Origin of the sequence: Acinetobacter gerneri DSM 14967 = CIP 107464 = MTCC 9824, from assembly GCF_000368565.1 — a bacterium.
Lineage (GTDB): Bacteria > Pseudomonadota > Gammaproteobacteria > Pseudomonadales > Moraxellaceae > Acinetobacter > Acinetobacter gerneri.
The window spans coordinates 133,235-159,974 of sequence record NZ_KB849549.1; the positions used below are offsets into that span (position 1 = coordinate 133,235).

Annotated in this window: 19 protein-coding genes; 10 read left to right on the forward strand and 9 right to left on the reverse strand. The window is 39.1% G+C overall.

The annotated features are described in order from the left end of the window. The first annotated feature begins 34 nt into the window (after positions 1–34). Positions 35–457 (forward strand): GFA family protein, encoded by a 423-nt coding sequence (locus F960_RS18635; RefSeq protein ID WP_004869753.1) that lies wholly within the window; start codon positions 35–37, stop codon positions 455–457. A gap of 61 nt (positions 458–518) precedes the next feature. On the opposite strand, the gene F960_RS18640 is transcribed toward F960_RS18635, so the two are convergent. From F960_RS18640 to gspF, 3 genes are all read right to left on the reverse strand, one after another. Then, positions 519–854 carry a hypothetical protein gene (locus tag F960_RS18640; protein WP_004869754.1) on the reverse strand — a complete coding sequence of 112 codons (336 nt, stop codon included), beginning with the start codon at positions 852–854 and terminating at the stop codon, positions 519–521. Between the two features lie 273 nt (positions 855–1,127). Next, complete coding sequence (gene gspG, locus F960_RS18645) at positions 1,128–1,562, reverse strand: type II secretion system major pseudopilin GspG (RefSeq protein WP_004869757.1); 435 nt, start codon at positions 1,560–1,562, stop codon at positions 1,128–1,130. A 38-nt stretch (positions 1,563–1,600) separates the two neighbouring features. Next, positions 1,601–2,806, reverse strand: a complete 1,206-nt coding sequence (gene gspF, locus F960_RS18650; protein ID WP_004869760.1) for a type II secretion system inner membrane protein GspF — start codon at positions 2,804–2,806, stop codon at positions 1,601–1,603. Positions 2,807–2,975: 169 nt separating this feature from the next. Here gspF and F960_RS18655 point away from each other — a divergent pair, with 169 nt between their 5' ends. The 6 genes from F960_RS18655 (at position 2,976) to F960_RS18680 (ending at position 10,020) form a co-directional block, all read left to right on the forward strand. Continuing rightward, the gene (locus F960_RS18655) at positions 2,976–5,201 is read left to right on the forward strand and encodes a primosomal protein N' (protein WP_004869762.1); all 2,226 of its coding nucleotides are present in this window, start codon (positions 2,976–2,978) and stop codon (positions 5,199–5,201) included. A gap of 125 nt (positions 5,202–5,326) precedes the next feature. Then, the gene (locus F960_RS18660) at positions 5,327–7,204 is read left to right on the forward strand and encodes a monovalent cation:proton antiporter-2 (CPA2) family protein (protein ID WP_004869771.1); all 1,878 of its coding nucleotides are present in this window, start codon (positions 5,327–5,329) and stop codon (positions 7,202–7,204) included. 67 nt (positions 7,205–7,271) lie between these two features. Further along, a complete protein-coding gene (hslO, locus tag F960_RS18665) occupies positions 7,272–8,147 on the forward strand; it encodes an Hsp33 family molecular chaperone HslO (protein ID WP_004869772.1) in 876 nt (291 codons plus the stop codon). 196 nt (positions 8,148–8,343) lie between these two features. Then, a complete protein-coding gene (locus F960_RS18670) occupies positions 8,344–9,315 on the forward strand; it encodes a DnaJ C-terminal domain-containing protein (RefSeq protein WP_004869773.1) in 972 nt (323 codons plus the stop codon). 14 nt (positions 9,316–9,329) lie between these two features. Next, positions 9,330–9,668, forward strand: a complete 339-nt coding sequence (locus F960_RS18675) for a chaperone modulator CbpM (protein WP_004869774.1) — start codon at positions 9,330–9,332, stop codon at positions 9,666–9,668. A gap of 100 nt (positions 9,669–9,768) precedes the next feature. Next, positions 9,769–10,020 (forward strand): HP1242/YdcH family protein, encoded by a 252-nt coding sequence (locus F960_RS18680; protein WP_004869775.1) that lies wholly within the window; start codon positions 9,769–9,771, stop codon positions 10,018–10,020. Positions 10,021–10,056: 36 nt separating this feature from the next. Here F960_RS18680 and F960_RS18685 read toward each other — a convergent pair whose 3' ends face one another. Continuing rightward, positions 10,057–11,274, reverse strand: a complete 1,218-nt coding sequence (locus F960_RS18685) for a magnesium transporter CorA family protein (RefSeq protein ID WP_004869776.1) — start codon at positions 11,272–11,274, stop codon at positions 10,057–10,059. Between the two features lie 292 nt (positions 11,275–11,566). On the opposite strand from F960_RS18685, the gene F960_RS18690 reads away from it, so the two are divergent. Then, a complete protein-coding gene (locus F960_RS18690; protein ID WP_004869777.1) occupies positions 11,567–11,788 on the forward strand; it encodes an HP1242/YdcH family protein in 222 nt (73 codons plus the stop codon). A 75-nt stretch (positions 11,789–11,863) separates the two neighbouring features. Here F960_RS18690 and pnp read toward each other — a convergent pair whose 3' ends face one another. Together pnp and rpsO are read right to left on the reverse strand one after the other, a co-directional pair. After that, entirely contained in the window at positions 11,864–13,951 is a 2,088-nt protein-coding gene (gene pnp / locus F960_RS18695) for a polyribonucleotide nucleotidyltransferase (RefSeq protein ID WP_171066283.1), read from the reverse strand. Between the two features lie 268 nt (positions 13,952–14,219). Further along, positions 14,220–14,489: a 30S ribosomal protein S15 gene (rpsO, locus tag F960_RS18700; RefSeq protein WP_004869779.1), complete on the reverse strand. Its 270-nt coding sequence runs from the start codon at positions 14,487–14,489 to the stop codon at positions 14,220–14,222. 283 nt (positions 14,490–14,772) lie between these two features. Between rpsO and F960_RS18705 the strand changes: the two genes are divergently transcribed. Next, entirely contained in the window at positions 14,773–16,071 is a 1,299-nt protein-coding gene (locus tag F960_RS18705) for a serine hydrolase domain-containing protein (RefSeq protein WP_004869780.1), read from the forward strand. A 644-nt stretch (positions 16,072–16,715) separates the two neighbouring features. Here the strand turns inward: F960_RS18705 and recD are convergent. From recD to F960_RS18720, 3 genes are all read right to left on the reverse strand, one after another. After that, positions 16,716–18,473 carry an exodeoxyribonuclease V subunit alpha gene (gene recD / locus F960_RS18710; RefSeq protein WP_004869781.1) on the reverse strand — a complete coding sequence of 586 codons (1,758 nt, stop codon included), beginning with the start codon at positions 18,471–18,473 and terminating at the stop codon, positions 16,716–16,718. A gap of 87 nt (positions 18,474–18,560) precedes the next feature. Continuing rightward, a complete protein-coding gene (locus tag F960_RS18715) occupies positions 18,561–22,280 on the reverse strand; it encodes a UvrD-helicase domain-containing protein (protein ID WP_004869783.1) in 3,720 nt (1,239 codons plus the stop codon). 3 nt (positions 22,281–22,283) lie between these two features. Beyond that, positions 22,284–25,988 carry an exodeoxyribonuclease V subunit gamma gene (locus F960_RS18720; RefSeq protein WP_004869786.1) on the reverse strand — a complete coding sequence of 1,235 codons (3,705 nt, stop codon included), beginning with the start codon at positions 25,986–25,988 and terminating at the stop codon, positions 22,284–22,286. A gap of 176 nt (positions 25,989–26,164) precedes the next feature. On the opposite strand from F960_RS18720, the gene F960_RS18725 reads away from it, so the two are divergent. After that, positions 26,165–26,671 (forward strand): hypothetical protein, encoded by a 507-nt coding sequence (locus tag F960_RS18725; protein WP_004869787.1) that lies wholly within the window; start codon positions 26,165–26,167, stop codon positions 26,669–26,671. Positions 26,672–26,740: the final 69 nt, after the last annotated feature.

Consider the following 26,740-nt stretch of genomic DNA (forward strand, 5'->3'; position numbering starts at 1 on the left):
ATTTATAAACATAATACGATTAGGACAACACATCATGCTATCTGGACAATGTTTATGTGAATCTATCAAATTTCAAGTTTTGAAGGAAATTGATGCCATTTATCAATGCCATTGCAGCCTTTGTCGCAAACAGTCAGGGACTCACGCCAATCATGCAACGATGATTCATCAAGATGATTTTAAATGGTTAAATGATCTCAAATGCATTCATACCTATAAAAAAGCGACGGGTTTTACTTCTTCATTTTGCAAAACATGTGGTTCACCCGTTCCCAATCAAATCGGCAACACATCTTATATCTGGATTCCACTCGGTTTATTGGAACAACCCATTTATCCTACAAAACGACTAAACTTTTGCACATCTTCGCAGGCAAATTGGGAAAACTTAGCAAAATCCAACCCAGAATTTGCATCTCTGCCTGATTGGGATTTTTTAGAAAAAGTCTTTAAATAAAAAAACCGAGTATTTACACTCGGTTCTATTTAGTCGGTCAAGCTTAGTCGATCAATCGTTTTTAAATTTGCATTGCCAAATATGACATCATCAACGCCAAAGACATCATCGGTAAGTATCGATAAATTTTGACGACTGTCTGTTCAAAGCTCGATGCTTCTGCCTGTTTGAGTTTAAGCACTGTGGCGCTGAGTGCGACATAAAAGCTCAAAATTGCCAAAGCACTAAACATACTCAAAGCAAAAAAACCGACCATGATTTGGCTACTGCCATCTGTCTTTTCAAGCAAGTTGAGAAAAAATTGACTCGCTGGCAATAAACTCAAAATCAATAGGACAGATTTGAGCATCGCCCAATGAAATTGATTAATTTCATCCGATAATATTAATGCTTTCATACTGCCCTCCCAGGTTTTTAACTGGCTATGGGAACTATTATGCAAGCTTTTAAATAAATAAAAAGTCTATTTTTATTCACAGTTTAACTTTCTTGTAACTATTATATATGGAAATAATTCTTATTATAAATCTCAAATCCACAATTTGAACTTATCGCTTTAAATATCATTAACTTAAATACATTTAGTTTAATGATATTTATTATCACTTCATTCAGTATTTATTTATACGATTGAATGAAGTGATATTTTCAATGTTTTTAAAATCAAATATCAAGGCTCATAATAAATATCAGCATCATCCCCTTCGCCGCCTTGTTTACCATCTGCACCAAATGAGTAAAGATCAAATGGCTTACCGTTTGCACCTGGCGTTACATATTGCAGATTATTTCCCCAACTGTCTTGAGGGAATTTTTCTAAATAACCATTACTTGGATAATTCTTCGCAGTCGCAGGTTTATGTACTAACGCATCCAACCCACCTTCTTCTGCCGTTGGATAATGGTTATTATCCATTTGGTAAGTTTTCAACTCATTTGCAACTGTACTAAGTGTAACCTTTGTCGTTTTGGCTTTAGATGCACCGACTTTCCCCACGACGTTTGGAACAACGAGAACAGCCAACACCCCTAAAATAACAATAACAACCATAACCTCGATCAGGGTAAAGCCCGATTGTCTTCTTTGATAAATTTTACGTTGCATTCATATTCTCTCTTTCAGTTTTTTCTTGATTTGATCTGTTAAATCATATTGTTCATATTGACGATTGGCAACATTACCGCAATAACAATAACCAAAACAATCAGTGCCATAAACACCAACATCAATGGCTCAAGCAGTGCCAATAATGTTGAAATAAAATTGGATACTTCCCTGTCTTGCATGGTAGAAGCCCGTGCCAACATTCGATCCAACTCACCAGAAGCTTCACCACTTTTGATCATTTGTACCATCATTGGAGGAAAATATCCGCATCTTTCAAGTTGCGTTGCAAGATTGCCACCTTCTGTTACACGTTCAGCAGCAATATTGACCGCATCTCGAATCACCCAATTACTGCTGACTGCCGCACCAATTTTTAAAGCATCAACAAGTGGCACACCAGACTGAGTCAAAATCGATAAAGTACTCGCAAATCGAGCTGAATTTATACCACGAGATAATTTACCAAATAATGGCAATTTGAGTGTTAAGCGATCAAATGCGTAATGCCCTGCGGGTGTCCGCAAAAATCTCGACATAAAGACAATCAAAATAAAAAGCCCAATCAAAATAAATAACCAGCTATGACGGATAAAGTCACTGATATTCATCATTGCCACCGTAATCCACGGCAGCGCCTGCTTCGTTTGATCAAAAGTTTTTACAATTTCAGGCACAATAAATGTCATCAAACCCATCACGATTGCAAAGGACATCAGCATCAAAATCGTGGGGTAAATCATTGCACCTTGAATTTTTTTCTGCATCGCAAAGCGATTTTCAGTGTAATCTGACAATTGATCTAAAATCAGATCCAAATGCCCAGAACGCTCACCCGCTGCAATAGTAGCAATATAGAGATCTGGAAATCGTCCAGATTGTTGCATGCCTTGTGCCAGTGAATGTCCCTCAAGTACTTTTGAGCGCACGGAAATCAGCAAATTTTGCACATGACTTTTTTCACTTTGTTTTGCAACTGCACGTAAGGCTTCTTCAAGGGGAATCGCAGCTGCGACTAAAACTGAAAGTTGACGAGTCAATAAAGCCAAATCATAAGCTGTAATTTTTTTCTGAAATAACCCAGGACTTTTATTTTTTTCTTTATTTTCGACAGGATCAACGGCAACAGGAATCCACTCCTTATCACGAAGTTGCTGTCTAATTTGACGTGCGGAATCTCCCTCAAGCACGCCTTTTTGCTGCTTCCCTGAAGCATCAATGGCAGTAAACTGATATGCAGGCATTGTAATGCTCTAGTTTTCCAAAATTATTTGTCTTTGCAATTCGGTACAAAAGATTATTTAGTGATATAAATAGGATCTGTTGACACTCTAGCACAACCCTTTAGAGATCACGATATATTTTGTTGCTTCAAATAAAGCGCTTTCAAAAGGATCACATTTCACAGAACTTATGCCAAATTTACCTGAAAATAGCCAAATAATTTATCGTGTCCGTGTGGCAGTACCCGTACATTTATACGATTGCTTTGACTACAAAGTCAGTGAAGAACAATATCGTAAGGCAGAAATTGGTGCACGTGTCGCTGTGTCGTTTGGACGACAAAATCTGATTGGTGTGATCATTGAAAAATTACCCGAGGATGCCCCACTCAATCCAAACTTTCAGCTCAAAAATATTACTGAGCTTTTGGATGATCAGGCGATCATAGACCAGAAAGTTTTAAGTTTGTTGACATGGTCTGCGCAATATTACCAATTTCCCATTGGTGAAGTGGTACAAGCAGCATTGCCCACCATGCTTCGTCAGGGTAAACCTTATAATCTGTTAGCTCGTGTTTGGAAAGTCATCGATCTAGCCGCTGAAGATAAATTAAAACGCTCAATCAAACAGCAAGATGCCTATAAAATTTTAAAATTACATCCCAATGGCACATCTGAAAATATCTTAAATCTGAGTGGTGTAGAAACTGCCACGCTAAAGGCACTAGAAAAAAAAGAGATCGTACAGTTCCTACTTGAAGCACAAAATTTTAGCCCTGAACCTGTACAAATGGCGCAAATGCCACTCACGGCCAATGAAGATCAAAAGAAAGCAATTCAACATATTTTAAAAGCACAAAAAAAATATCAAGCATTTTTACTCGATGGTTTAACGGGTAGCGGTAAAACTGAAGTTTATTTGCAAGTCATGCAAGAGGTGCTTAAGCAAGGTAAACAAGTTTTGGTTTTGGTACCTGAAATCGGTTTGACGCCACAAACGATTAGCCGTTTCCAATCTCGTTTTCATTGCAACATTGCGCTGCTGCACTCAGGACTGAATGACTCTAAACGTTTGCAAGCATGGCAACATGCTCAAACAGGTAAAGCATCGATCATTTTAGGAACTCGTTCTGCGATCTATACGCCTTTGCCAAATTTAGGGCTAATTATATTAGATGAAGAACATGATCTTTCATTTAAACAGCAAGAGGGTTTTCGTTATCACGCTCGTGATGTTGCCTTGTACCGTGCTCATTTGGAAAATTGTCCGATCATCTTAGGCTCTGCCACACCAAGCATTGATAGCTACCATTTGGTTGAACAAGGCAAGTTGACCAAATTGGAATTGAATCAACGTGCAGGTGTTGCCATCATGCCTAAAATACATCTGATTGATCTGAAAGTTGCCCGTAAAAATCACGGTATAAGTGAACAATTAATCGAAGAAGTCAAAAAGCGCTTAGCCAAAAAAGAACAAGTCCTGATTTTTTTAAATCGTCGAGGTTACGCACCGGTTCTTATTTGTGAAAGTTGTGGTTGGCAAGCAGATTGTCCGCACTGCGATGCGCATTTTACTTTGCATCTCAAGCCCTATCATCATCTGCACTGCCACCATTGTGGGACGATCCAGCGTGTCCCTGATGCTTGTCCATCTTGCAATCAAGAACAAAGCTTAAAACCGATTGGTATGGGGACAGCCAAAGTTGAAGAAAATTTAAATCTCTTATTTCCAGATCATGAAGTGCTACGGGTTGACCGAGACTCAACCAGTCGAGTGGGTAGTTGGGAAAAAATCTATCATAAAATTCAAAAAGCCGAACCCACGATCTTGCTCGGCACACAAATGCTCGCCAAGGGTCACCATTTTCCTTACGTCACTTTGGTTGCGATATTAGATATTGACTCGGGATTGCTCAGTGTAGATTTTCGAGCACCTGAACGAACGGCACAACTGATCGTACAGGTGGCAGGTCGTGCGGGACGTGGCGAACACAAAGGGGATGTTTACCTACAAACCTTAGTTCCCGATCATCCTCTGCTCAATACTTTAATTCATAAAGACTATCGTGCCTTTGCCAAACAAAGTTTAAAAGACCGACAACTGGCGATGCTACCGCCAAGCCGTTATGCGATATTGCTTCGCGCTGAATCTCGTAATCAAGACGAAAATTTATCATTTCTACAGCAAATGAATGAACAATTACGTGAAGCTGCAGGTGATTTAATTGATATTTGGGGACCAATCCCTGCACCGATGGAACGCAAAGCTGGTCGTTATCAAGCGCATGTGGTGCTCCTCTCCACCGATCGTGCCAAAATGCATTTTTATGTCAGAACATGGTGGCAAAATCTGCTTCATCAAAAAGCCTCAAACATGAAAATTACCATTGATGTCGATCCACAAGAATTAAGCTAGAAAAGCCAAATGCAACAAACACGGTGAATGGCATAGCTCAAAATTTAAGCTTAAAAAATGTTATGCAATTCACAGTTTTGACATTAAAATTTGAAATGAGAAATAGGATCCCATAGGACGCCCGAATGTCACTATTATTACAAATCACCATTTTTCTAGGTGCAGCACTTTTGCTGGTACCGCTAGGAAAAAAATTCGGACTTGCCACAGTATTAGGTTATTTATTTACAGGTATTTTGCTCGGGCCAAGTGTGTTCAACATCGCAAGCGATCCCAAATCCATTATGGAACTCGGTGAGTTTGGTGTCATTTTATTGATGTTTTTAGTTGGTTTGGAACTCCGTCCACAGCGTTTATGGGAAATGCGTCAATCCATTTTCGTGATGGGAACATTACAAGTTGTGGTCACGGGTATTGTTCTAATGGGAACAGTATTTCTACTTTTGAACCAAAATCTAGCCTCAAGCTTTGTGATCGGTTTTGCCTTAGCATTATCCTCTACAGCCTTCGTTTTGCAGATGTTGGCTGAAAAACAACAGCTCAACACCACATTCGGTCAACAATCTTTTTCTATTTTGCTCTTTCAAGATATTGCTGCGATTCCACTGATTGCGGTCATTCCGATGCTTGCAGGTAGTCAATCTACACATCATGGCGTTGCCTATTTCGCGGCAATTATCGCGACATTTACGGGGTTATTTTTATTTAGCCGTTATGTCATGCGTCCATTTTTTCGTTTCGTTGCGAAAAGCGGTGCAACTGAACTGATCACTGCCGTAGGATTATTTATCGTCCTCAGTGTCGTTTTGTTGATGGATACCTTGGGGATCAGCACCACTTTAGGCGCATTTTTGACAGGTGTCTTGCTTGCCGACTCGGAGTTCCGCCATGAACTAGAAGCCAGCATCGCGCCATTTAAAGGCTTATTGCTTGGGTTATTTTTTATGACGGTCGGTATGACCACCCAACTGTCTTTATTGGTAGAAATGCCCATATATATCGTCGGTGGTGCGTTATTATTAATTTTAATCAAATTAATCAGCATAACCATGATTGCCAAACTGAAAAATTTCAGTTGGAGCAATAGTTTACTCATTGCGACCTGTTTAGCTCAAGGCGGTGAATTTGCCTTTGTCGTGCTCAATGTCGCACATAGCGAAAAAGTATTAAGCCAAGCCATTTTAGAACCTGTAACTTTGGTCGTGACACTTTCTATGGCATTCACTCCAATTGTGTATTGGTTGGTGAGCAATTACATAGTGCCATTACTCGATAAAAATACCGAAACAAAATATGATGATATTCCTGATAAAAATCCACCATTAATTATTGCTGGATTTGGTCGATTCGGACAAATTATTGCTCGTTTAGCCCATTTACAACATTTTCCATTTACCGCAATCGACAACAATTTGCAGCGTATTGATTTTGTCAGAAAATATGGCGGGACATTATATTATGGTGATGTCACCCTCCCTGATTTGCTTCGTTCAGCGGGCATTGAACATGCCAAAGTTTTTGTACTCGCGATTGATGATGTCGAAGATTCGATGAATGTGGTGCGACATATTCGCCTTAATTATCCACAGCTTACAATTTTGGCACGTGCACGTGATCGCTATCATATGCATTTATTACGTGATTTAGGTGTAAAACATATTTGGCGAGAAACTTATCTATCTTCTTTAGGAATGGGTTATCGTGCACTTAGAGAACTCGGATTAAACCAAGAACGCGCCTATCAAAGTATCGAACTGTTTCGTGACTATGATGAAAAACTTTTGGTTCAGCAACAACGTATTTATACAGATGAACAAAAAGTATATGAAAGTTATCGTAATTTCTTAGGTGAATTGGAACATTTATTTGAAAGCGATTCACAGGTCGAACAACAAGAAAATCTAAGCGATGTACCTGAAATTGATGAAGATGCTTTGGAACATCCTAAACCAGAACATCCACACAAAGAGCGCATCAATATTATTCGTGAAGATGAAAACTAGCAGATGAACAATTTCTGCTTGTGTTTTACAATATAGCCTCCATAAAGACAGGGATTTGGAGAATTTTATGTCTGATTTACGTCAACGTTTTTATATCGAAGATTTCCCTGTGCGTGGTGAAGTTGTACATCTTGAGGAAGCTTTACAAACCATTTTAGCGCAGCGTGAATATGCGCCCGCAATTCAGATTTTATTGGGTGAAATGCTTAGTGCAACAACGCTTTTAGCCAGTACATTGAAAATACGTGGTCGAATCAGCTTACAGATCCAAGCACAAGGTACTTTTAAATGGGCAATGGCAGAATGCAATCACTTAGGTGAAGTTCGTGCTTTGGCTGATTATGAAGAAGATCCGCATTTTATGCAGGGTCAAGACAGTAGCACTGTACTTGCGACATTGAAAAATCCTGTTTTATTTATCAATATCGAACCAGAATTTGGTGAAAGATATCAAGGGATTGTGCCACTTGACCAACCGAATTTGGCTGCTTGTTTGATGCAGTACTATGATCTTTCAGCACAAATTCCGACCTTAATTGTATTGGCAAGTACGGCTGAGCGTAGCGGTGGTTTGTTGATCCAGTTGTTGCCACGTAACAACGAAGAAGAACAGCAAAAAATAGATGAAGATCTATGGCCACGTCTGACCATGTTGACTCAAACCTTAAAAGCTGAAGAATTGACTGACTTAGAGGCTACAGAAATTCTTTATCGTTTATACAATGAAGAAGAAGTTCGTTTGCCTGAAGTTGAAAAGCTACAATTTGCATGTACTTGTTCTCGTGAAAAGTGTGAAGATGCTTTGAAGCAAATCGGCTTAGAAGCAGTGAAAGAAACACTAGAGGTACAAAATCCAATTGAAATGGATTGCCAGTTTTGTAACAAAAAATACCAGTTTACCGCCAAAGAAGCACTGAGTCTTTTTGGTGAACATTTAAGTTAAGTTTGAACTTGAAGACAAAAAAGCGAATTAAATATTCGCTTTTTTTATTTAAAATAAAATAAAATATAAAAATATATTATCAATAACCTTGAATTTTAATGCTTAGAAACAATATAAACACATATCACGGCTAGGCTAAAAAACCTTTTTAGCAGCATAATGAACCCAAGAACAAATAATTTTAAATCGGAAAGATATGGCAAAGAATTACTACGAAGAACTTGGAGTTACGCGAGATGCAACTGCTGAGCAAATCAAAAAAGCATATCGCAAACTTGCAAGAAAATACCACCCAGATGTCAGCAAAGAAGAAAATGCTGAAGAGAAAATGCAGACCATTAATGTCGCTTACGACACCCTAAGCAACGAGGAAAAGAAAAAAGAGTATGACTTTATGCTCGACAACCCTCAAGGCTTTGCAGGCGGTTTTGGCGGTCAGTCTGCAGGACAAGGCTTTGATGGCGCTCAGTACTATAGTCAAGGTTTTGGATCTGGTGAAGGGCAGGATTTTAGTGGATTTGAAGATCTATTTGGTCGTTTTGGTCGCGGCTTTGGCGGCGGTCAGGCACATGATTTTGGCTCACGTAGCTCACGTCAACAACGTAGTTATAAAGGTGAAGATCAACATGCTAGCATCGAAGTAGATGCTGAAATTGCCTACCAAGGTACCACCCAAAATATTAGCTTACAGATCCCAACTTACAATGCTTATGGGGAACCAGAGGTTCAACGTAAAACATTGCAGGTCAAAATCCCTAAAGGCATGAAAGAAGGTCAACAAATCCGACTTTCAAAACAAGGGCAAGCAGGAATTAATGGTGGCGAAAATGGCGATCTCTACATCGAGATTCGTTATAAAGACACCGATAAAATCCGTGTTGAAGGTGCGGATGTGTATTACACCGTGGATATTAGCCCTTGGGAAGCTGCACTGGGTCAAAGTGTAGAACTCACGACGCCTGCAGGAAAAGTTAAGGTCAATATTCCTAAAAATGCAAAAACAGGTTCACAGCTACGCTTAAAAGACAAAGGTATTCCGAGTAAGACTCCGGGACATTTATATTTAGTCCTCAATATCGTCAGTCCACCAGCGCAGACTGAGCAAGAACAGCAAGCTTATCAGGCATTTGCTGAAGCATTTAGCCACTTTAACCCTCGACAATCTTAAAAGGGAGCACAAAGATGACGACTATACTTTATCGTGAAATTATCTGCGAAGGCTGTCAGGACGGCGAAATTATTGATGAGCGTAACAGTTTTGATCTGATCCATTTTGCTCAGGTGACTGGGCAAAGTACGGATTGGATTTTGCAACTTTTAGAATATGACATTTTGCCTGCACGTCCTGAAAATCGTATTCACCAGTTTTTTGGTGAAGATGTGAGCCGTGCCAGACGTGCTTATCGTCTACAGCGTGACTTCGAAGCGAGTCTTTCTGCTGTTGCCATGATGATGGATTTGATTGATGAGGTTCAACAATTACGCAAACAAGTGAAGCACGTTCACACACATCACGACTAATTCATTTCATTTTGTTAAATCTAATGACAGGTACATGAGCGACCTGTCATGATGGAAAATTAACCATTTCACTTCATGATTTACGAGGTTAATTTGCCCCATGAACAGCAAGGTGATGAATAAGAAAATCAAAAACATGTTTCCAGAGTATCGGGAACGCATGAATACGCTAAAACAAGAAAATCCACATTTTGCCAGACTGCTCGAAGATCACGATGCATTGGATAAACAAATTATCCAATTGGAGCTTGATCCTGTCTGTCAAATCCATGATGACATCGAGTCTTTAAAACGTAAAAAGCTACGTTTAAAAGATGAAATGTATCAAATTTTGAGAGTGAATACCGAATAGTATTCAGCATTCGACTCAGTAGAATTTATGTGATTATTATTTCAATTTAGTGAATTTTTCGACTTCTTTTAAAGTATGTTTAATGGGATCATTCATAAATTTAAATAAATCGAAATGTTGTGCCGAATTTTGTTGCGCCAACATTTCGATCACACTTTTCTCACTCAAGCCCATCAAGTGTCTACGATAAAAATAGTAGATCAAAAAGGCTGTTGTGCCCAACATCACGATCAGCATGATCCAAAAACCTATCGGACTCTTTAGACCCGGAATAAACTCAAAGTTCATTCCATAAATCCCTGTCAACAATGTTAATGGCGCAAAGACAGCTGTGATGATCGCCAAAATTCGCATATTTTCGTTGGTTTGATTGGCTATCGCAGAAAAATGCAGGTCCATAGCCGCTTGTATCGCTGCACGTAGCCGAACCGTATGTTTTTGGATTCGTTCAATATGACTGATTAAATCATCCATACGAACCAGCATAATATCTTGTGGATCAGACAAGCGTTCAGCCGTTAAATGATGGTAGTTTTCTACAATTTCATCATGCAATTCTTGTAAAGATTCAATCTGTTCTTCACTGATATTTTCGATTTGTTGCAATGCCATACTTTCTTGCAAAAGCATATTCCATTCAGTAAATCGTTTACGTCCTTGTAGGAGTTGTTGCTGCCAATATTCCACTCGACGGGTCAACGGCGCACGTAGATCCAAATAGCCATCAATCATTGAGTTCAGTAGACGTAATGCCAAATCTAGTGGTGTATCTGGCAATTTTCGAGGTTTATTTTGCTCAGAAGGTTCACGAGATAAAATAATACTGATTCGTTTTAGATATTCTTCAAAAGATTTATTACCTTTTTCATGTACTGTCACCAAGATCGTTGGCGTCATAATCATGCTGATCGGTGTGGTGGTGATCCCAAAAATACTTTCGTGTTGCTCTACTGCTTCTGTAGTTTGAATCTGATCATCAGGTGTAATCAATTTTCTAAACACCAAAAGATCATAATCATCCATCACATCAAAAGCGCAAGGATGTTCAATATTTAAAATATCTTTTCGATGAAATTCATTGATATACAAGCCAGTAAGCGAGCTGATTTCTTGTTGCCATAGCTCAACTCGATTGACGATATCTTCACGCGTACAATCCACCCAAAAATATGCCAGTGGATAGTGTTCATGTTTTTCAGTATCTATAAAAATATAATTATTTTCAGGATGACGATAGAAATAATAAACCTGCATGGAATCACTCGATTTTCATTTTTAATATTGCAAAACAATTCATGTTTTTTAGACATTGAGTACAAATGGGATTATATGAAAGCCCAAAACAAATAAATATAACAATTATTTTTATTTTCGTTAGAAAGATGACATTCGCCATAAAGTCGAGATATTATATCACAAAACCATATTTTCTTTATGGAAATAAGATGAGCATTGCGTCTATGTTTTTTTCTCGTAGTATTTTTATACAATGCCATAATAAATATTTAGATATCAATACCTAACAATCACTTAATGGGGGAAGCCTATGTTTCCAGAATATCGAAATTTAATCAGTAAACTTAGACAAGAAGACAATCGTTTTGCTAAGGTTTTTGAGGAGCATAATGCTATAGATCATGAAATTTTACGTTTAGAAAAAAACCCTGTCACTAGCGGTTTAGAAGAAATCGAACTTCTAAAACGTAAAAAGTTAAAATTGAAAGATGAACTCTATTCAATGCTGCGTGAAGCAGATCAGCTAGACTAATTTAGGTTCAGAACCTGAATTTTTAAATCACACAAAAAAGTCCGCATTACGCGGACTTTTTATATTCAATCAAGCTTAAGCTTGTTCGATATCTTTCATAGTCAATTTAATACGACCACGATTGTCAACGTCTTGAACTTGTACTTTGATTTCTTGACCTTCTTTCAATACGTCAGTCACATTTGCAACACGTTCGTTTGAAATTTGTGAAATGTGAAGCAAACCATCAGTACCCGGCATAATGTTTACAAACGCACCGAATTCTACGATACGAATCACTTTACCTTGGTAGATTTTACCCGGTTCAACTTCAGCAGTTAAAGCTTGGATTTTTGCAATCGCAGCTTGTGCAGCAGCTTTAGATTCGCCAAATACGCGAACTGTACCATTGTCTTCGATATCAATCGCAGCTTTAGTTTCTTCAGTGATTTGACGAATTGTTGCGCCGCCTTTACCGATCACGTCACGGATTTTGTCCGGATTGATATTGATCACTTGGAATGTTGGAGCATGCATTGAAATTTCAGGACGAGCACGTGAAATTACTTTGTTCATTTCATTTAAGATGTGCATACGACCAGCATAAGCTTGGTTCAATGCAACTTCCATGATTTCTTCAGTGATACCTTCAATTTTGATATCCATTTGAAGTGCAGTGATCCCGTTTGCAGAACCTGCTACTTTAAAGTCCATATCACCAAGATGGTCTTCGTCACCTAAGATGTCAGAAAGTACTGCAAAACGCTCGCCTTCTTTCACTAGACCCATTGCAATACCAGCAACTGGTGCTTTAAGTGGAACACCTGCGTCCATAAGTGACACTGAAGCACCACATACAGAAGCCATAGAAGATGAACCGTTAGATTCAGTAATATCAGATACGATACGAATCACGTATGGGAAGCGGTCAGCAGCTGGAAGTACAGCTTGAACACCACGACGTGCCAAACGACCATGACCGATTTCACGACGTTTAGGACCAGATTCACGACCAGTTTCACCTACAGAGTATGCAGGGAAGTTGTAGTGAAGCATGAAGTTATCAGTTTTTGTACCCGCCAATGTATCAACCATCAACGCGTCACGTGTATTACCCAAAGTAGTAGTAACTAATGCTTGAGTTTCACCACGTGTGAACAATGCTGAACCGTGAGCACGTTCTAATACACCCACTTGTACGTCAAGTGCACGAACTGTTTTAGTATCACGACCATCAATACGAGGTTTGCCAGTCAAGATGTTGTCACGAACTGTGCGATATTTTAAATCTTCAAATAATTCGTTTAAGTCATCTGCAATACCAGTTTCGTCATTTTCTGGAACGAACTGAGCAACTGCTTCTGCTTGAAGTGCATCTAATGCATCATAACGATCGTGTTTTGCAGCAATTGTATAAGCTTCTGAAATTTTAGCTTCATAAGCGTCTTTAAGTTTTGCACGAAGATCTTCATTTTTTGCAGGAGCAGTCCAATCAGACTCTTTTGCACCAGCAGCAGCGGCAAATTCTTTGATCGCTTGGATCGCAATTTGCATTTCGTCATGACCGAAAAGTACTGCGCCTAACATTTGGTCTTCTGAAAGTTCTTTCGCTTCAGATTCAACCATCAATACAGCAGATTCTGTACCTGCAACCACAAGATCAAGATCAGACTGTGCAACTTGTTCGTGATTTGGGTTAAGGATGTATTCGCCATTGATCAAACCAACGCGAGCTGCACCGATTGGACCACGGAAAGGTGTACCTGCAATTGCAAGAGCTGCAGATGTACCAAGCATTGCTGCAATATCAGCTTCCATTGATTTGTCAGAAGACACAACAGTAGCCGTCACTTGGATTTCGTTATAATAACCTTCTGGGAATAACGGACGAATTGGACGGTCAATCAAACGAGAAATCAAAGTTTCCGCTTCTGACGCACGACCTTCACGCTTACCATAACCACCTGGGATACGGCCTGCTGCATATTGTTTTTCTTGGTAGTTAACTGTTAATGGGAAAAAGTCTTGACCCGCTTTTGCAGTCGGTTGAGCAACAACTGCAACCAATACTGATACGCCACCCATTGTAACCAATACGCTGTTCGCTTGACGTGCAACGCGACCAGTTTCGAGTGCAACTTGATATTGACCGTATTGGAATTCTTTACGAATTACATTAAACATTGACATGTATTTTTGTTTCCTAGTTCTTTTGAACAATTATTCTAGTGGAGACCCCTAAGGTTTGGCATTCACATCAAGCTTGAATGGTAAATGACAAAGCTTAGAAGCCGACCTCACTAGAGCATAAATAAAATTCAATATAATTTAAACACGAAGAAGGAGCGAATATTCGCCCCTTCTCTTTACCCAGCGGATGCTAGGTTAACTTTAGTTTTCATCAGTACAGCATTAGGCATGCGATCTTCCGAAAATGAAAGTTTAAATCGAATTAACGACGTAAACCTAAAGCACCGATCAAATCGCTATAACGAGAAACGTCTTTACCTTTAAGGTAGTCAAGAAGTTTACGGCGTTGGTTTACCATACGGATCAAACCACGACGGCTATGATGGTCGTGTTTGTGTTCTTTAAAGTGACCTTGCAAATCATTGATTTGAGCAGTCAATAAAGCAACTTGTACTTCTGGTGAACCAGTGTCGTTTTCTGCGCGAGCAAATTTAGCGATGATCTCTGCGCGATCTGCGTTTGTTAAAGCCATTCGATTTCTCCGAGATGCTTAAATATAACCATTTGATAAAAATCAACTTAATACTAAAAACTAAGTTTGACTGCCGTGCATCACTACAGCAGCCATCTATTTTAAAGGAACTGCCTTGAGATTGCAAAGTATCTATGATGTTCGGCTGGCAAAAAAGCTGAAAGCGCAAGTCATTTAAGACACTGACAATCTATCTTTTGATCTGCAAACTCAGACATGGTTTGCACTGCATAGAAATGCAAACCACAAGCAACGATAAAAACAAAAGCAAATGGATCTTTGAATGAAAATATTTTCAACCAACACCTGTTATGTTCCACATGATTTAAGCCAAATCACCCAAGCAAAAGATGAGCTTTCTCCAGATCAAGGCGGTATGACACAAGCACAAATCGACAAAATTTGGCGCAGTATCGAGGCACTGTATCGGACTGGTAACTCGCCTTTGATTGGTTTCTGTTTGCGACGACAAGGTAAAATCATGCTCAATCGAAGCATTGGTTATACACGTGGCAACTCTGCACAAGGACTAGCCAAAGATGCTGTGATTGCTACTCCAGATACCCCGATTTGTTTATTTTCAGCATCAAAAATCATCACTGCCATGTTGATCCATATGCTCGATGAAGAAGGTGTGATTAACCTACTTGATCCGATCAGTTATTACATTCCTGAATATGCGCAAAATGGCAAACGTCGAGCGACCATTTTCCACCTTTTATCGCATCGTGGTGGGATTCCAAAAGTTGACACTGAGGTTACGCCTGAGCTTTTATTTGATCGACAAGAAGTACTCAAACGTTTATATGCCGCACACCCTGTTTCTTATGCAGGTTCGAGAATGGCTTATCACGCAGTGACTGCAGGCTATATTTTAGGAGAATTGATCGAGAGAGTAACAGGGCAAGATATCCGTGACTTTTTAGATGAACGTATCTCAAAACCGATGAATATGCCCTATTTCAATTTTGGCTTAAAAAATGAGTTACGCGATCAAGTCGCGCTGAACTACCCTACAGGCATGCATCCTAAACTCGGTACTGATGCTTATCTAAACCATGCCATCGGAGGCGGTCTACAACTGGCAGTCGACGTGACCAATGATCATCGCTTTATGGATACCGTTTGCCCTGCTGGAAATATTTACACCAGTGCTGAACAGGCAGGACGTTTTTTTGAAATGCTATTGAGTGGTGGACAATATCAAGGCAAACAAATCATGTCAGCAGAAACCGTCTTTCGCGCCACATTGCCAACCTCCAATGTCAGCATCGACCATACATTACTTCTACCGATGCGCTATGCTCTCGGGCCTATGCTCGGCAATAATCCTGTAGGAATTTATGGCCCCATGACAGGACAAGCTTTTGGACATATGGGGTTTTCCAATATCTTATGTTGGGCTGATCCAGAGCGTGACATCAGCGTCTCATTTTTAACGACAGGAAAATCAGTACTCGGTACACACCTCCCTGCTTTGGCTAAAGTGCTTTATCAAATTTCACAGCAATGCCCTAAAATTCCAAAATCTGCCCGTCGCTCATTGTTTGGTTCGGATAAAACCGAAACAGACTTGGTTTAGAAAGATCATCTTCACTAAATGGTTGGCTTGCATCTTTAAAGCGCTGGCAAAAGTCAAAAACCAACATCATGAATAATAAAATCATGAGCAATAGAACAAAGATGATCAGACCCTGATGTGATTAAGCTTATTTTAATGAAAAGACCCTAGACTTTGACATCTAGGGTCCTTTCTTTGCGCTGTAGTTTCTTTATCGTTATTGTGTTGTTGAATTTTATTGTTATCTCAGTGATTGATCATCACTTTTATTATTGTCCTTTTAGTTTGTTATCATTGCTTCCTTATGAGCCTATTGTGCCATGTTCAGATTTAGACGAAAGTCGCATTTTTCGTATCATTGTGTAAGAAAATGCGCACAAAATGTAATGTCTGGTCAAATTTTGCTTATTTTTTCATATAAAAAAGCCCTGTAGTCTCTCCCAAAACTACAAGGCTTAGCGGCTGTAAGTTCCTCATTATTCCCTACATACTTGTAAGTTCGCAGTCTCACGACTTTATATCATTCTAATTATGCGATTTTACCCAACGTTCCATGCTAGGTTTGTTATATGAATCATCTTCTCAGAAACTTATGCGAAGCTCTATGCGAAAAAGGCAGTAATCCTTGTAAGCATTTTCGTACAAGAGATCATGTTAAATTAAAACTATTCATTTATTTTTAAAATAATTTTTCCAGTTAATCCACTTTTACGCACTGTTTTTACTTGCAAAGATTGTGTAAATGCAGTCGGATTTACAAGAAGTGTCACTACAGATTTTGCTCGTGTTATTGCGGTATAGATCAACTCTTGGCTTAAAAGTTTGCTTGAGTTCGCATCCAAAACAACAGCGGTATGCTTAAACTCAGAGCCTTGCGATTTGTGAATAGTCAATGCAAATGCCGTTTGGATATTTTTGGGCAAGCGATTGACATTGATCCACTGATCTAAACTTGGAAAATACACTTCAAACTGACTTGCATCAGTACGATGTTTCAAACAAATTCCGATGTCACCATTGGATAACCCCAACTGATAATCGTTATAAGTCATCATCACAGGGCGTCCAACGTACCAATCTCCTTGTTGAATATGATTGGGGATCGCCGCCAATAATGCCGCTTGCATCGCTTGATTGAGCCGATCAAGTCCCAAAGTACCATGATGAACCGCACATAAAATTCGGTAACGGTCAAAAGCCTCAACAACCGAAGGATAAAGAGCCAAAGCATCTTCAGCCTGTAAATACTGTTTTAAACTTGAAAAATAATCTGAAAAACCCAAGCTTAACTTTGCATAATATTGATCAATATCATTTAAATTTTCTGGTAAATACTCAAGCTGTACCACATCAGTCATGTCAGCCGTCAAAGCCACAGCTTGAATCGTAGAGGCCTGAACAATGCTATTTTCAAAATCCTTTAAACATTGCTCTTGCGTTCGATCAGTCTCTTGCTGGGCTTGGATAAATTTCGCCATTTTCCCGATCAATGCCCCATCTTTAAAACGACGGCTAGTGATCAAATTGACCTGATTTTGATCCAATTGCTTGACTTGCCCTAGATCTGCAAGAACTGCCCCGACATCTACCGAAGCCAATTGATTAGCGTCACCAAGTAAGATAATCCGACAATGATCAGCAACCGCTTCCAATAGCAATGTCGCTAGATTGAGATCAAGCATCGATGCTTCATCAATCACAATCACATCAAATGGCAAAGGCTGTTTGGCATGAAAACGTGGTTTATGTTGATGTCCCAAGCCTAAAAGACGATGAATAGTCAACGTTTCTTGTTGTTTTAATTGCTCAGAAATAAGCCCCAACTCATTTAACTTTTCATCATTAAATGAGCTCTGCATAGCTTCTTTCATTCGCTGAGCAGCCTTACCTGTCGGTGCTGCCATAGCGATACGGATGTCTGGTATGGATTGGCTTAAAACTGCAATAATTCGCGCCAAAGTATAGGTTTTGCCTGTCCCCGGGCCACCAGTAATGATACTCAAAGCTTGTTCAGCCACCATTTTCATGGCTGCTTTTTGCTGCGGATCTTCCAAAAGGTGTTGGTATTTATCGATCTCAACAGCTGTGATGCTTTGCGACTTTAAACGAGCAATCTCTGTGGAAAGTCTCTGTTCTAAATGCCAATAGCGATATAGATAAATATAATCATGGTCATAAACAAATGGTGCAACACGATGCTCGGCTTCTGTGTCCAAAATCACATGATGACTTAGACCTTTTAACGATCTATCTTCAAGTGAAATGCAACTGTCTCCCGCTTGCATTGCCATTAAAATATCTTGGACCAATTCAAGTGATTGATCATCTGTTTGATCAGTATTATTTTGCTGATTTAGTATGAATCTGCTCCAAGTTTCTATCCATTGAGGGACTTGGTCTTGGGTTTTGAGTGCATTTTCCACACAGTTATCCTCAGAGTTATCTACAAGGTTTTCAACATATTTATCCACAATCTAACTATTTGAGATAAAATAACTTCATATAATTGATCATGCAATATTGTCAATTTTATCCTCAGTAAAATAGCCCAAAATTGCATCCAATCTTAGTATAAATTCTACTGGAGCTTTCCAGTAAAAATAGCCCTGTTCCGCAGCTCCATTCATACCTCTTAAATATAAATAAGTCGCACCACCCAAATCTCGCTCGATTTGATAATCTTTTAACTGAACCTTTAAGTAGCGATGTAAAGCAACCAAATACAGTGCTGCCTGTAACCAATAACTAGCATGTGACATGCTCTGCTGTATCTCTGAACTTTGATAATCCTGCTGATCTACGCCTAAAAAATTACTTTTATAATCAGCAATATGATATTGTTTTCCATCATAAAACAACAAATCAATTGAACCATTTAGGTATCGTGCAGAATTACTTTCTTTAAATTCAGGCATCGCGATATGGTATTCGGCAAAAAGTTGATGAATCCTTTTGATTGCCAAGACTCGATCCGATAAAGCCAGATAAAATGGAAATTCTGCCAAATGCTGTTCAGTATTAAGTTGACCGAGTTTGAAATTTTCTAAAATAGGCGTATTCAACACATCGCTCAGCCAAGCCGCAACCAAGCCAATTAAATTTTCTTCAATTTGTGTTTGTTCAGGAAATGCTATTTTATATTTTTCAATCAATTCATCCCATAAACTTGCATAAGTATTTTTAAAACGGCGATGAATTTCTAGATGCCAAAAAGTTTCGTCTTGAAAATCAATATGTTCAAAGATTTCATGTAAAAAATTACCCGCGATCGTCCCCATCGGGAAATTGGCTTTAATCCAAGCGATAGGCATTTCTGTCGTCTGTTGATTTTCAAGAATATTCTGATTGATTTCATCTTCAGCACTTTCAATGACTGGATTATCAATCACAAGCGCATCTTGGATTTGTTTACGTGTCAGATGTTGTGCCAAATAACTAAAGCTGGTTTTAGCTCTCGGATAAAAGCGTTGCGTTGGGAAATCGGTGGCTTCAAGTATTCGAACTTGTTGGATGTGTTGGCTCACCAATTTCTGAGGCTTCTCTGAAATCATCATTTCATCAATGCTATTGGCATGCTCAAAACCCGCTTGGGTATTTTTCCAAAAAGCCAAAGATGACTGTGACTTGCGCTCTGCATCCGCCATCATGGCATAAACTCGATAGCTGGCACGGGTCAGTGCCACATACCAAAGACGGTGTTGTTCAGCAGCAACTCGTTCATCATGTTGTTGAATATCTTCGACTTGTAAGGCATTTTTATCATTAATCGCAACAACGCGCTGAATCTCATTTTGCCCAGTTTGCGGATTGGTTTGCTGCATAGTCGAAAAGTTCAGTTTTTTATTGATTTCTCGTGGGACTGCATCTGCCCCCAAAAGAAATACAATTTTAAACTCCAAACCTTTGGACTGGTGAATCGTCATCAATTGCACACCAGCTTCATTGGACAATTTGCGCTGCATTTCCCAATCACGTTCACTCGGCGAATGCAGTTGTTTGAGATACCAATGATACAGGTTCTGTGCTCCTTGATAATGCTCACTATGTTGGCTTAACAATTCCGTCAAATGTCTAAGATTGACCACGACTCGTTCATTGTCACGGCTCTGCTTTTCAACCAACTTGGTCCAAACATGAAATTCATTTAAGCAATATTGCCAAGCTGTCAAAAAGCCCTGTTGCAACCACAATTCACGAATTTCATCAAACTTTGTAATATAAAAACTTAAGCCATCTGCCTGACTTTCTAGCTCAAGTAGACGCTTCAAATCAAAACCAATCAAACGACTTAACAAGGCTCGTTTGACCTTAGCTTCATCAAAAGGATTTAAAATAGCGGTTAAAACTGCTGCCGTATCTCTAGCAACTTGGCTATCAAACACACTTTTTTTCGACGGTCGATTGACCCGTATCCCCAAGTGTTCTAAAGCACGCTGTGCGTTGTCCAGCCCTGCATGATTTTTCGATAAAATCGCAATATCATTTTCATCAAGTGCTTTATTGGCATTTTTTTCTGCAAAATATAAGCTGCCATCGATCCCTTGATTGAGCAATTGACGAATTTTCCAAGCCACCTGCTCCGCCTCCTGCCCTTTATCTTCGAGATAAATCCAGCGCAGAGGTGCGGGGTTTGTCTGCCCCTGATCAATCAAATCGGGATGTGGACGTGGACCTGCTTGAACAGGGCTATAAAACACCTGCTCACCAAAATCCATTTGTTTTTGAAACAGTTGATCGACCACTTCAACCAAAGGCCTGATCGAACGATGATTATAAATCAAATTATAAGCATGTCCTGATTTTCCAAATACATCCTGATGTGCCTTTAAAAAGGTCAGCATATCGCCACCACGGAAACCATAAATCGCCTGTTTACGGTCACCCACCATGATCATGCAGCCTTTTTTCACACGATCTGGATGTCGCCAGATTTGCGCCAACATATCATCTTGGTCTTGATTGGTATCTTGAAACTCATCCACCAAAATCAGTGGATAACGCGCATGCACAAAACTTGCAAAGCGTTGACCTTGCTCACTTTTCAAGGCATCAGATAAAGTTTTTATTTGTTCAGAAAATGTCGTTTCACCCTTTTGCTGCAAAACTTTCGGGAGACGTTTTCGAACTTCTGATGCCAAATAAAACTTAAGAAAACTGTCTGTTGCATCAAGTTGCTGTTCAAATTTTGAGAATGTTTCAAAAATAGTTTTGATTTGAGCAATCAGCGGATGCTGATAAAAATGATCCTGCACGTCCGCAGAAGCTGCTTTTTTGAAAATCTGTGTTTCATTGAACACTTTCATAAAAGCCGCCAAATCCTCTTTGGCAGGATTTAGACTCGCTTGTAAATAACTCTTTGCTCCAAATTGTGATAAATGTGAAATAATTTCGGGCAAAGATTTTTCAAAAATTCGGTTGAAACGTCCATTTCTGAACTTGGTGCCATTAATATTTTTATAATATTCACCATCCAATAAATAATAAGCTTCGAGTTCTGGAAATTGCGATAAATCCAAACTTGCTAAATGCTGGGCAGCTTGCTCAAAACTTTGCAAATCAAGGGCTGTTGCAGCCGGATTGACGAAATGCGCACTGCTAAAATTGAGACTTTGTTCTACTGTATCAACATAATAATCTGTATTTTTTAATGTCCCCGCAAATACCAAACTATCTATCACACTTTGCGGTTGTTGTTGAATCCATTCACGTAATACATCATGAATTAACTGACGAGTATAAGCTTTCGCATCATCGGTGATTTCAGCACGTTCAATCTTGCCACTTTCAAATGCAAATTCACGTAATAGTTTTTGACTAAAGCTATCCAGTGTCCCAACAAATAGCTCATCAAGTTGATCAATCACCAACTTTAAACGCTCACAGGCATAGGCGACCTGAGTGGCAAAGCCATGCAAAACTTTGGCAAATAAAGGGTCTGATTCTGCTTGTGCTTTGGCTAGATTTTCTTGCTCAGTCAAATCACGGCATTGATCAAAATAACGATATGTTTCAACCAATCTCGCTCGAATACGACTTTTTAGCTCAGCTGCCGCTGCACGTGTAAAAGTCGTCGCTATCACTTGATTTGGCAAGTATTTTTCCAACAAAATACGAACCATTAAACTTGATAAAGTATAAGTTTTACCTGTTCCTGCCGAAGCTTCAATCCAGTGCAAACCTGAAAAATGTAAGTCTGAAATCGGTTGAATAGACACTTTTTGTTGATTCATGTCTTATTCCTTAGCCACGGTTTGATATTCATAAATCGGTTGATATAAAGCATATGCAAATCTATCGCAGGCAAACTGTAGCAATGCTTTTGCATCTTGCTCTTGTAAAATAAACTGCCAATCACGATGCTGTTTACTCCACTCCATATCCAGCAAAGAATACGTTAAAAATGCGTCACTTTTTTCCCATTCTTTTAACAAATCTTTAAAGTTTGCAAGTCGCATTTGTCCAAAATCATCCTGCTCCCATTCCAGTGATTTATTATTTTCAGCAGGCTGTAAGATCAAGGCAGCAGGTAAAACCAAAGGCTGAGTTTGTGCATAAGAAAAGGCATTAAACCATTGTTTCAAATATTCTTTCGCCTGATTTGAACTCACACCTGAGCTGACGACTGTTACATCATTAAAAACAGCTATACGTTGTAACTCTCTTGATTGTTCATCACTTAAATCTAGAAATGCCAACCACAAAATATACTCAAGCCAGACTTTGGTACGTCGTTTGGCTCGTCCACTCGAAGCATCCAAACTCACCCAATCTTTCACGTGATTTTGATTTGCATCAACATAGGGCACAGTGATATTCAAACTTAAATCTTTGCTATAGCGCCATTGTCTTTGAGTTGTTGCTGTGACTTGATCTGCATAAAGATGCAAGCGAGTCAGCAAAGTTTTTTGTTCAGCCAAACTCAATTGCAAAGCAGCATGTTGCACTTTGCCGATCGGGAGTTGATCTTGAAGCTGACTCATAAATTGACTTTCTAGGTCATTTTCAGACAAAGATTCATCTGAAATCTTAGCTGAATAATCCACTTCTTTTTGCAAGAAATCTCGAATTGAATAACGTCCTAAACCATCCAAAACCAAAGGTTCATCGAGTATCGGCATGTCCTCAGGTTTTAAATTTTCCACACCTAAAGTTTTCAAATAAAGTCTAGCTGGGAAAGTAATATCTGAAATCCATTGTCCTGCATCAAGGCTTTTTATCACCTCCTGTTCAGGTTCAAGTGCAGTATTTAGCCACGCTTCTTTTTGTCCACTTTCCTTAGAAATCTGATTTGCAACTTCAAACCATTGATCTTTGAAACGTATCGACTTATTTTCAGAAAAACCTTCAGGATCAAAAGGCTGTAAAGAATGCAGGTGATAAAGTTTAGCGATTTGAACAGGAACTTCCAAACCTTCTAAACTGATCTGATCATTATTATTTTGCCCTTCTTCAGCTTGGCAAATATAGGCTATATGATTGAGCAGCTCTTGCAAAACACTTGATGGTTCACGTACTTCGCCATCATTGATGTCAAAGCCATTGTAAAACATCCACACATTTTCTTGAGCAAGCAATAGCGCATCTAAAAATGCACCCTGATCATCTTCCAAACGTGAACGATCACCTAATTGTGGTCGTAAAATTTGCATCAGATCAAAAGGAATATTTTGATTTCGATTTGGAAATTTTCCACTATCCAAATTGAGCATCACCACCAATTTATATGGAATCGGTCGAATCTGCCCCATCTGACTAAAAGTCACCTGTCCTGTCGGCACAGCATGTTCAACCTGACTATCCAATGTTGTTTGAATTTCTTGTAATAAATAACTCAAAGGCAATTGGATATGTTTTAGCTCAGCCTGTCCTTTTTGCTCATAGTTATAAGCAAGGGTAAGCATTCGTTCTTGTTTTTTAACGATTTCTCTGAGCTGTCTTAGAGACTCGACACCTGCATTTTCAAACTCAGTCAGATCTGCATTGAGCTGTCTAATCCAATATTCTGCACTGTTCGCATTTTTATTATGTTGAGGGCTAAGCAACCAATCTCGTCTTTTCTCAAAATCATGATAAATTTCAATCAATTTAGCAATCAATTCAAAATCGCCAGACAAGACTTCAGAAAAACTTAAAACACCCTCAAACACCGCATGTTCTGGAACAGCAACACCCAATGCTAAACGATCTAGCGCAAATTTAAAGCTATAGCGGAAATCATCATCATTTTCACTTAATTGTTGTTTTAAATGTTCTACATCTAAACCACGTTTAAAGCCCGCCTGAGAAAGTAATTGAATCATGCGAGCAGCACGATTGACATCGAGTTCATAGCGTAGCTGTGTAGCCGTTAAATTTAACCAATCTGTAAAATCCTCTATGCTAAATCGCCCCTGCACCAACTGGATACGCCCCAATACTGCACGCCAAGCATTGTTTGCATCGAGCTGCGTCACCCCTGCTATTTTGACAGGTAATTGAGCAGTTTTTTGATTGGCACCACTTGGAAAAACACTGCGGATCAGCGGTTCAATTTCTTTTAAATTTGGGGCTAAAACCAAGACGTCACTTGGCTTTCTAGGCTGATCAGGTGTCGATTGAGCAAGCCAATATATCAGTTGTTCTTTGAGAACTTCTAACTGTCTTTGCGAAGAATGGCACACATGAATTTGCATCGATTGATCTTGAGCTTCAATCTGATAGGCATGTGCTTCAGGCTCGACCAAATACAAAATATCTGATTGTAGTTTCTCTAATAAATGCATCGGTTCTTCATCAACAAAAGCATCCACCCACTGCCCTTCCTCTCCTGAGGATAAGTTAGCCAGTATAGAAAAATGATCACGTGCCTGCTTACCAAAGCGCGTTAATAATGGATGACGTGACTCACGTATTTCCGCATTAAAATTGAGGGTAAATTGCTTGAAAAATTGATCAATTTGCTGATCACTGGCTTGAGGATTTTTAGCAATAAATCGCTCTTTTACCCGTAAATCATATTGTTTTTTCCAGTTTGGATCGACACTATCCGCCCAGTATTCTTGGGAAGGGTTATAGTGCAAGATCAATACATCAAGATACTGCCCCAAGCGTCGCAAAAACTGTAATTGGCTAGGAGGAAGATCCAAAACAGTAAAAATAATCAGTTGCTTAGGCAAGTGTCTAAGTGCTTTTTGACGTTTTTCAGGATCATCCAGTATCTGCCAAAAAGTCTGATCGATGCTTAACATTTCAAGATAATCTTCATGAAATGTATGTTGCCATAACCAACGTTGCCATGCTTCTAGTTGCGTAGCGTGCTGCAAGTTAAATGCTGAGATTTCTTGGTTTGTTTTAAAAAATAAATTTTCAATATCAATGGCTTGATCATTTCCCCAAGTATTGAGCCAATTGCTATCACAATGGCACACATTCTCACAGTTCTTAGCACAATATCCTCGATAAATCATATAATTACTAAACAGTTTTGAAACCTGCTCAGCAACCCAATACAGCATACTTTGCTTTTTTTGTTTTCGTGCTTCAACGTCGTCTAACTGATCTGCACTGGCATAAATCCGCTCGACTATCGGAAATAACGGATGTTCAGATGTCAAAGCCAATTGATCGGCTTCAATAAAACTTTTTAAAGTTTGATAAATTCGCCATTTCATAATCAACCGCGGAATATTGGCTCGACGTACTTTATCTTTATCATCAAGGACTTGCTGATATGCATACCATTGAAAACCACGTATTCTTTGATGAAACTGAGTATTGGCACTGATCCCTTGTTGCTCAGCCATTTTTTGCGTCAACCATTCCTGTACCGCAGGGCTGGGCACGATGAAATGCTGTGTTCTTAAAACATCAAAGGGGTGACCAGATGGTGAGGAAATACTATGCATAACCCCTTGCACCAAAACATCTATTTTCTGGCTTTGAATGACATGAATCCCCATATTCCCTCAAACTTTTTTTGAACTAGCGCACAAAATCATAAAGAACTTTTACTATACAACCGGATCAGACTATGTCACTTTTACATAGTTATTCATAGAATAGCCGATATAGATTGAAAGTATCAAAAAATAGCTTTTTAAAAATAGATCAATCCGCCTGAAATAGGGTTTTATTTATGAAAATAGACAAACTTCCAGAATCAATCGACCCAAATTTAAACTTGGAACAAGTCCGCGCTGAATGTTTAAACATGGTAAAAAAACGTGCCTATGTTTCGGCTGGTGCTGCGATCATTCCAATTCCATTTTTTGACGTTGTGATTGATGTCGGTATCTTGTCACTCATTATCCCCGAAATTAGTGCTAAATTTGGTTTAGCTCCAGACCAAATCACCGTTTTTGATACTAAAACCAAAGAAATTCATTGGAATGAACTGCGTAAACGTGGCTTCGAGTTTTCAGGCTTTGTTGTTGCACGTACGGCTGTGAAAAAAACTTTAGATAATGTTGCAACCAAAGTCATCACCAAACAAGTGACCAAATTTATTCCGATCGGTGGGCAAATTATTGCTGCAAGTATGGGATATTTTGTGATGAAGAAAATTACTGAAGCGCATATTGAAGAGTGTTATAAACTGGCTAAACAGATTCAAATTAAACAATCTGCTCAAGTCGTCAGTTAAGTTTACTGCCATTTTAATCAATGAAATTGCGATAACTTTCAATTTATTCTTAGCCAAAAATAGTACCAA

Bases quoted from the DNA above. Each gene is read 5' to 3' on its own strand.
- F960_RS18635 (WP_004869753.1), top strand. From the start codon at position 35: ATGCTATCTGGACAATGTTTATGTGAATCTATCAAATTTCAAGTTTTG.
- F960_RS18640 (WP_004869754.1), bottom strand. From the start codon at position 854: ATGAAAGCATTAATATTATCGGATGAAATTAATCAATTTCATTGGGCG.
- gspG (WP_004869757.1), bottom strand. From the start codon at position 1,562: ATGCAACGTAAAATTTATCAAAGAAGACAATCGGGCTTTACCCTGATC.
- gspF (WP_004869760.1), bottom strand. From the start codon at position 2,806: ATGCCTGCATATCAGTTTACTGCCATTGATGCTTCAGGGAAGCAGCAA.
- F960_RS18655 (WP_004869762.1), top strand. From the start codon at position 2,976: ATGCCAAATTTACCTGAAAATAGCCAAATAATTTATCGTGTCCGTGTG.
- F960_RS18660 (WP_004869771.1), top strand. From the start codon at position 5,327: ATGTCACTATTATTACAAATCACCATTTTTCTAGGTGCAGCACTTTTG.
- hslO (WP_004869772.1), top strand. From the start codon at position 7,272: ATGTCTGATTTACGTCAACGTTTTTATATCGAAGATTTCCCTGTGCGT.
- F960_RS18670 (WP_004869773.1), top strand. From the start codon at position 8,344: ATGGCAAAGAATTACTACGAAGAACTTGGAGTTACGCGAGATGCAACT.
- F960_RS18675 (WP_004869774.1), top strand. From the start codon at position 9,330: ATGACGACTATACTTTATCGTGAAATTATCTGCGAAGGCTGTCAGGAC.
- F960_RS18680 (WP_004869775.1), top strand. From the start codon at position 9,769: ATGAACAGCAAGGTGATGAATAAGAAAATCAAAAACATGTTTCCAGAG.
- F960_RS18685 (WP_004869776.1), bottom strand. From the start codon at position 11,274: ATGCAGGTTTATTATTTCTATCGTCATCCTGAAAATAATTATATTTTT.
- F960_RS18690 (WP_004869777.1), top strand. From the start codon at position 11,567: ATGTTTCCAGAATATCGAAATTTAATCAGTAAACTTAGACAAGAAGAC.
- pnp (WP_171066283.1), bottom strand. From the start codon at position 13,951: ATGTTTAATGTAATTCGTAAAGAATTCCAATACGGTCAATATCAAGTT.
- rpsO (WP_004869779.1), bottom strand. From the start codon at position 14,489: ATGGCTTTAACAAACGCAGATCGCGCAGAGATCATCGCTAAATTTGCT.
- F960_RS18705 (WP_004869780.1), top strand. From the start codon at position 14,773: ATGAAAATATTTTCAACCAACACCTGTTATGTTCCACATGATTTAAGC.
- F960_RS18715 (WP_004869783.1), bottom strand. From the start codon at position 22,280: ATGAATCAACAAAAAGTGTCTATTCAACCGATTTCAGACTTACATTTT.
- F960_RS18720 (WP_004869786.1), bottom strand. From the start codon at position 25,988: ATGGGGATTCATGTCATTCAAAGCCAGAAAATAGATGTTTTGGTGCAA.
- F960_RS18725 (WP_004869787.1), top strand. From the start codon at position 26,165: ATGAAAATAGACAAACTTCCAGAATCAATCGACCCAAATTTAAACTTG.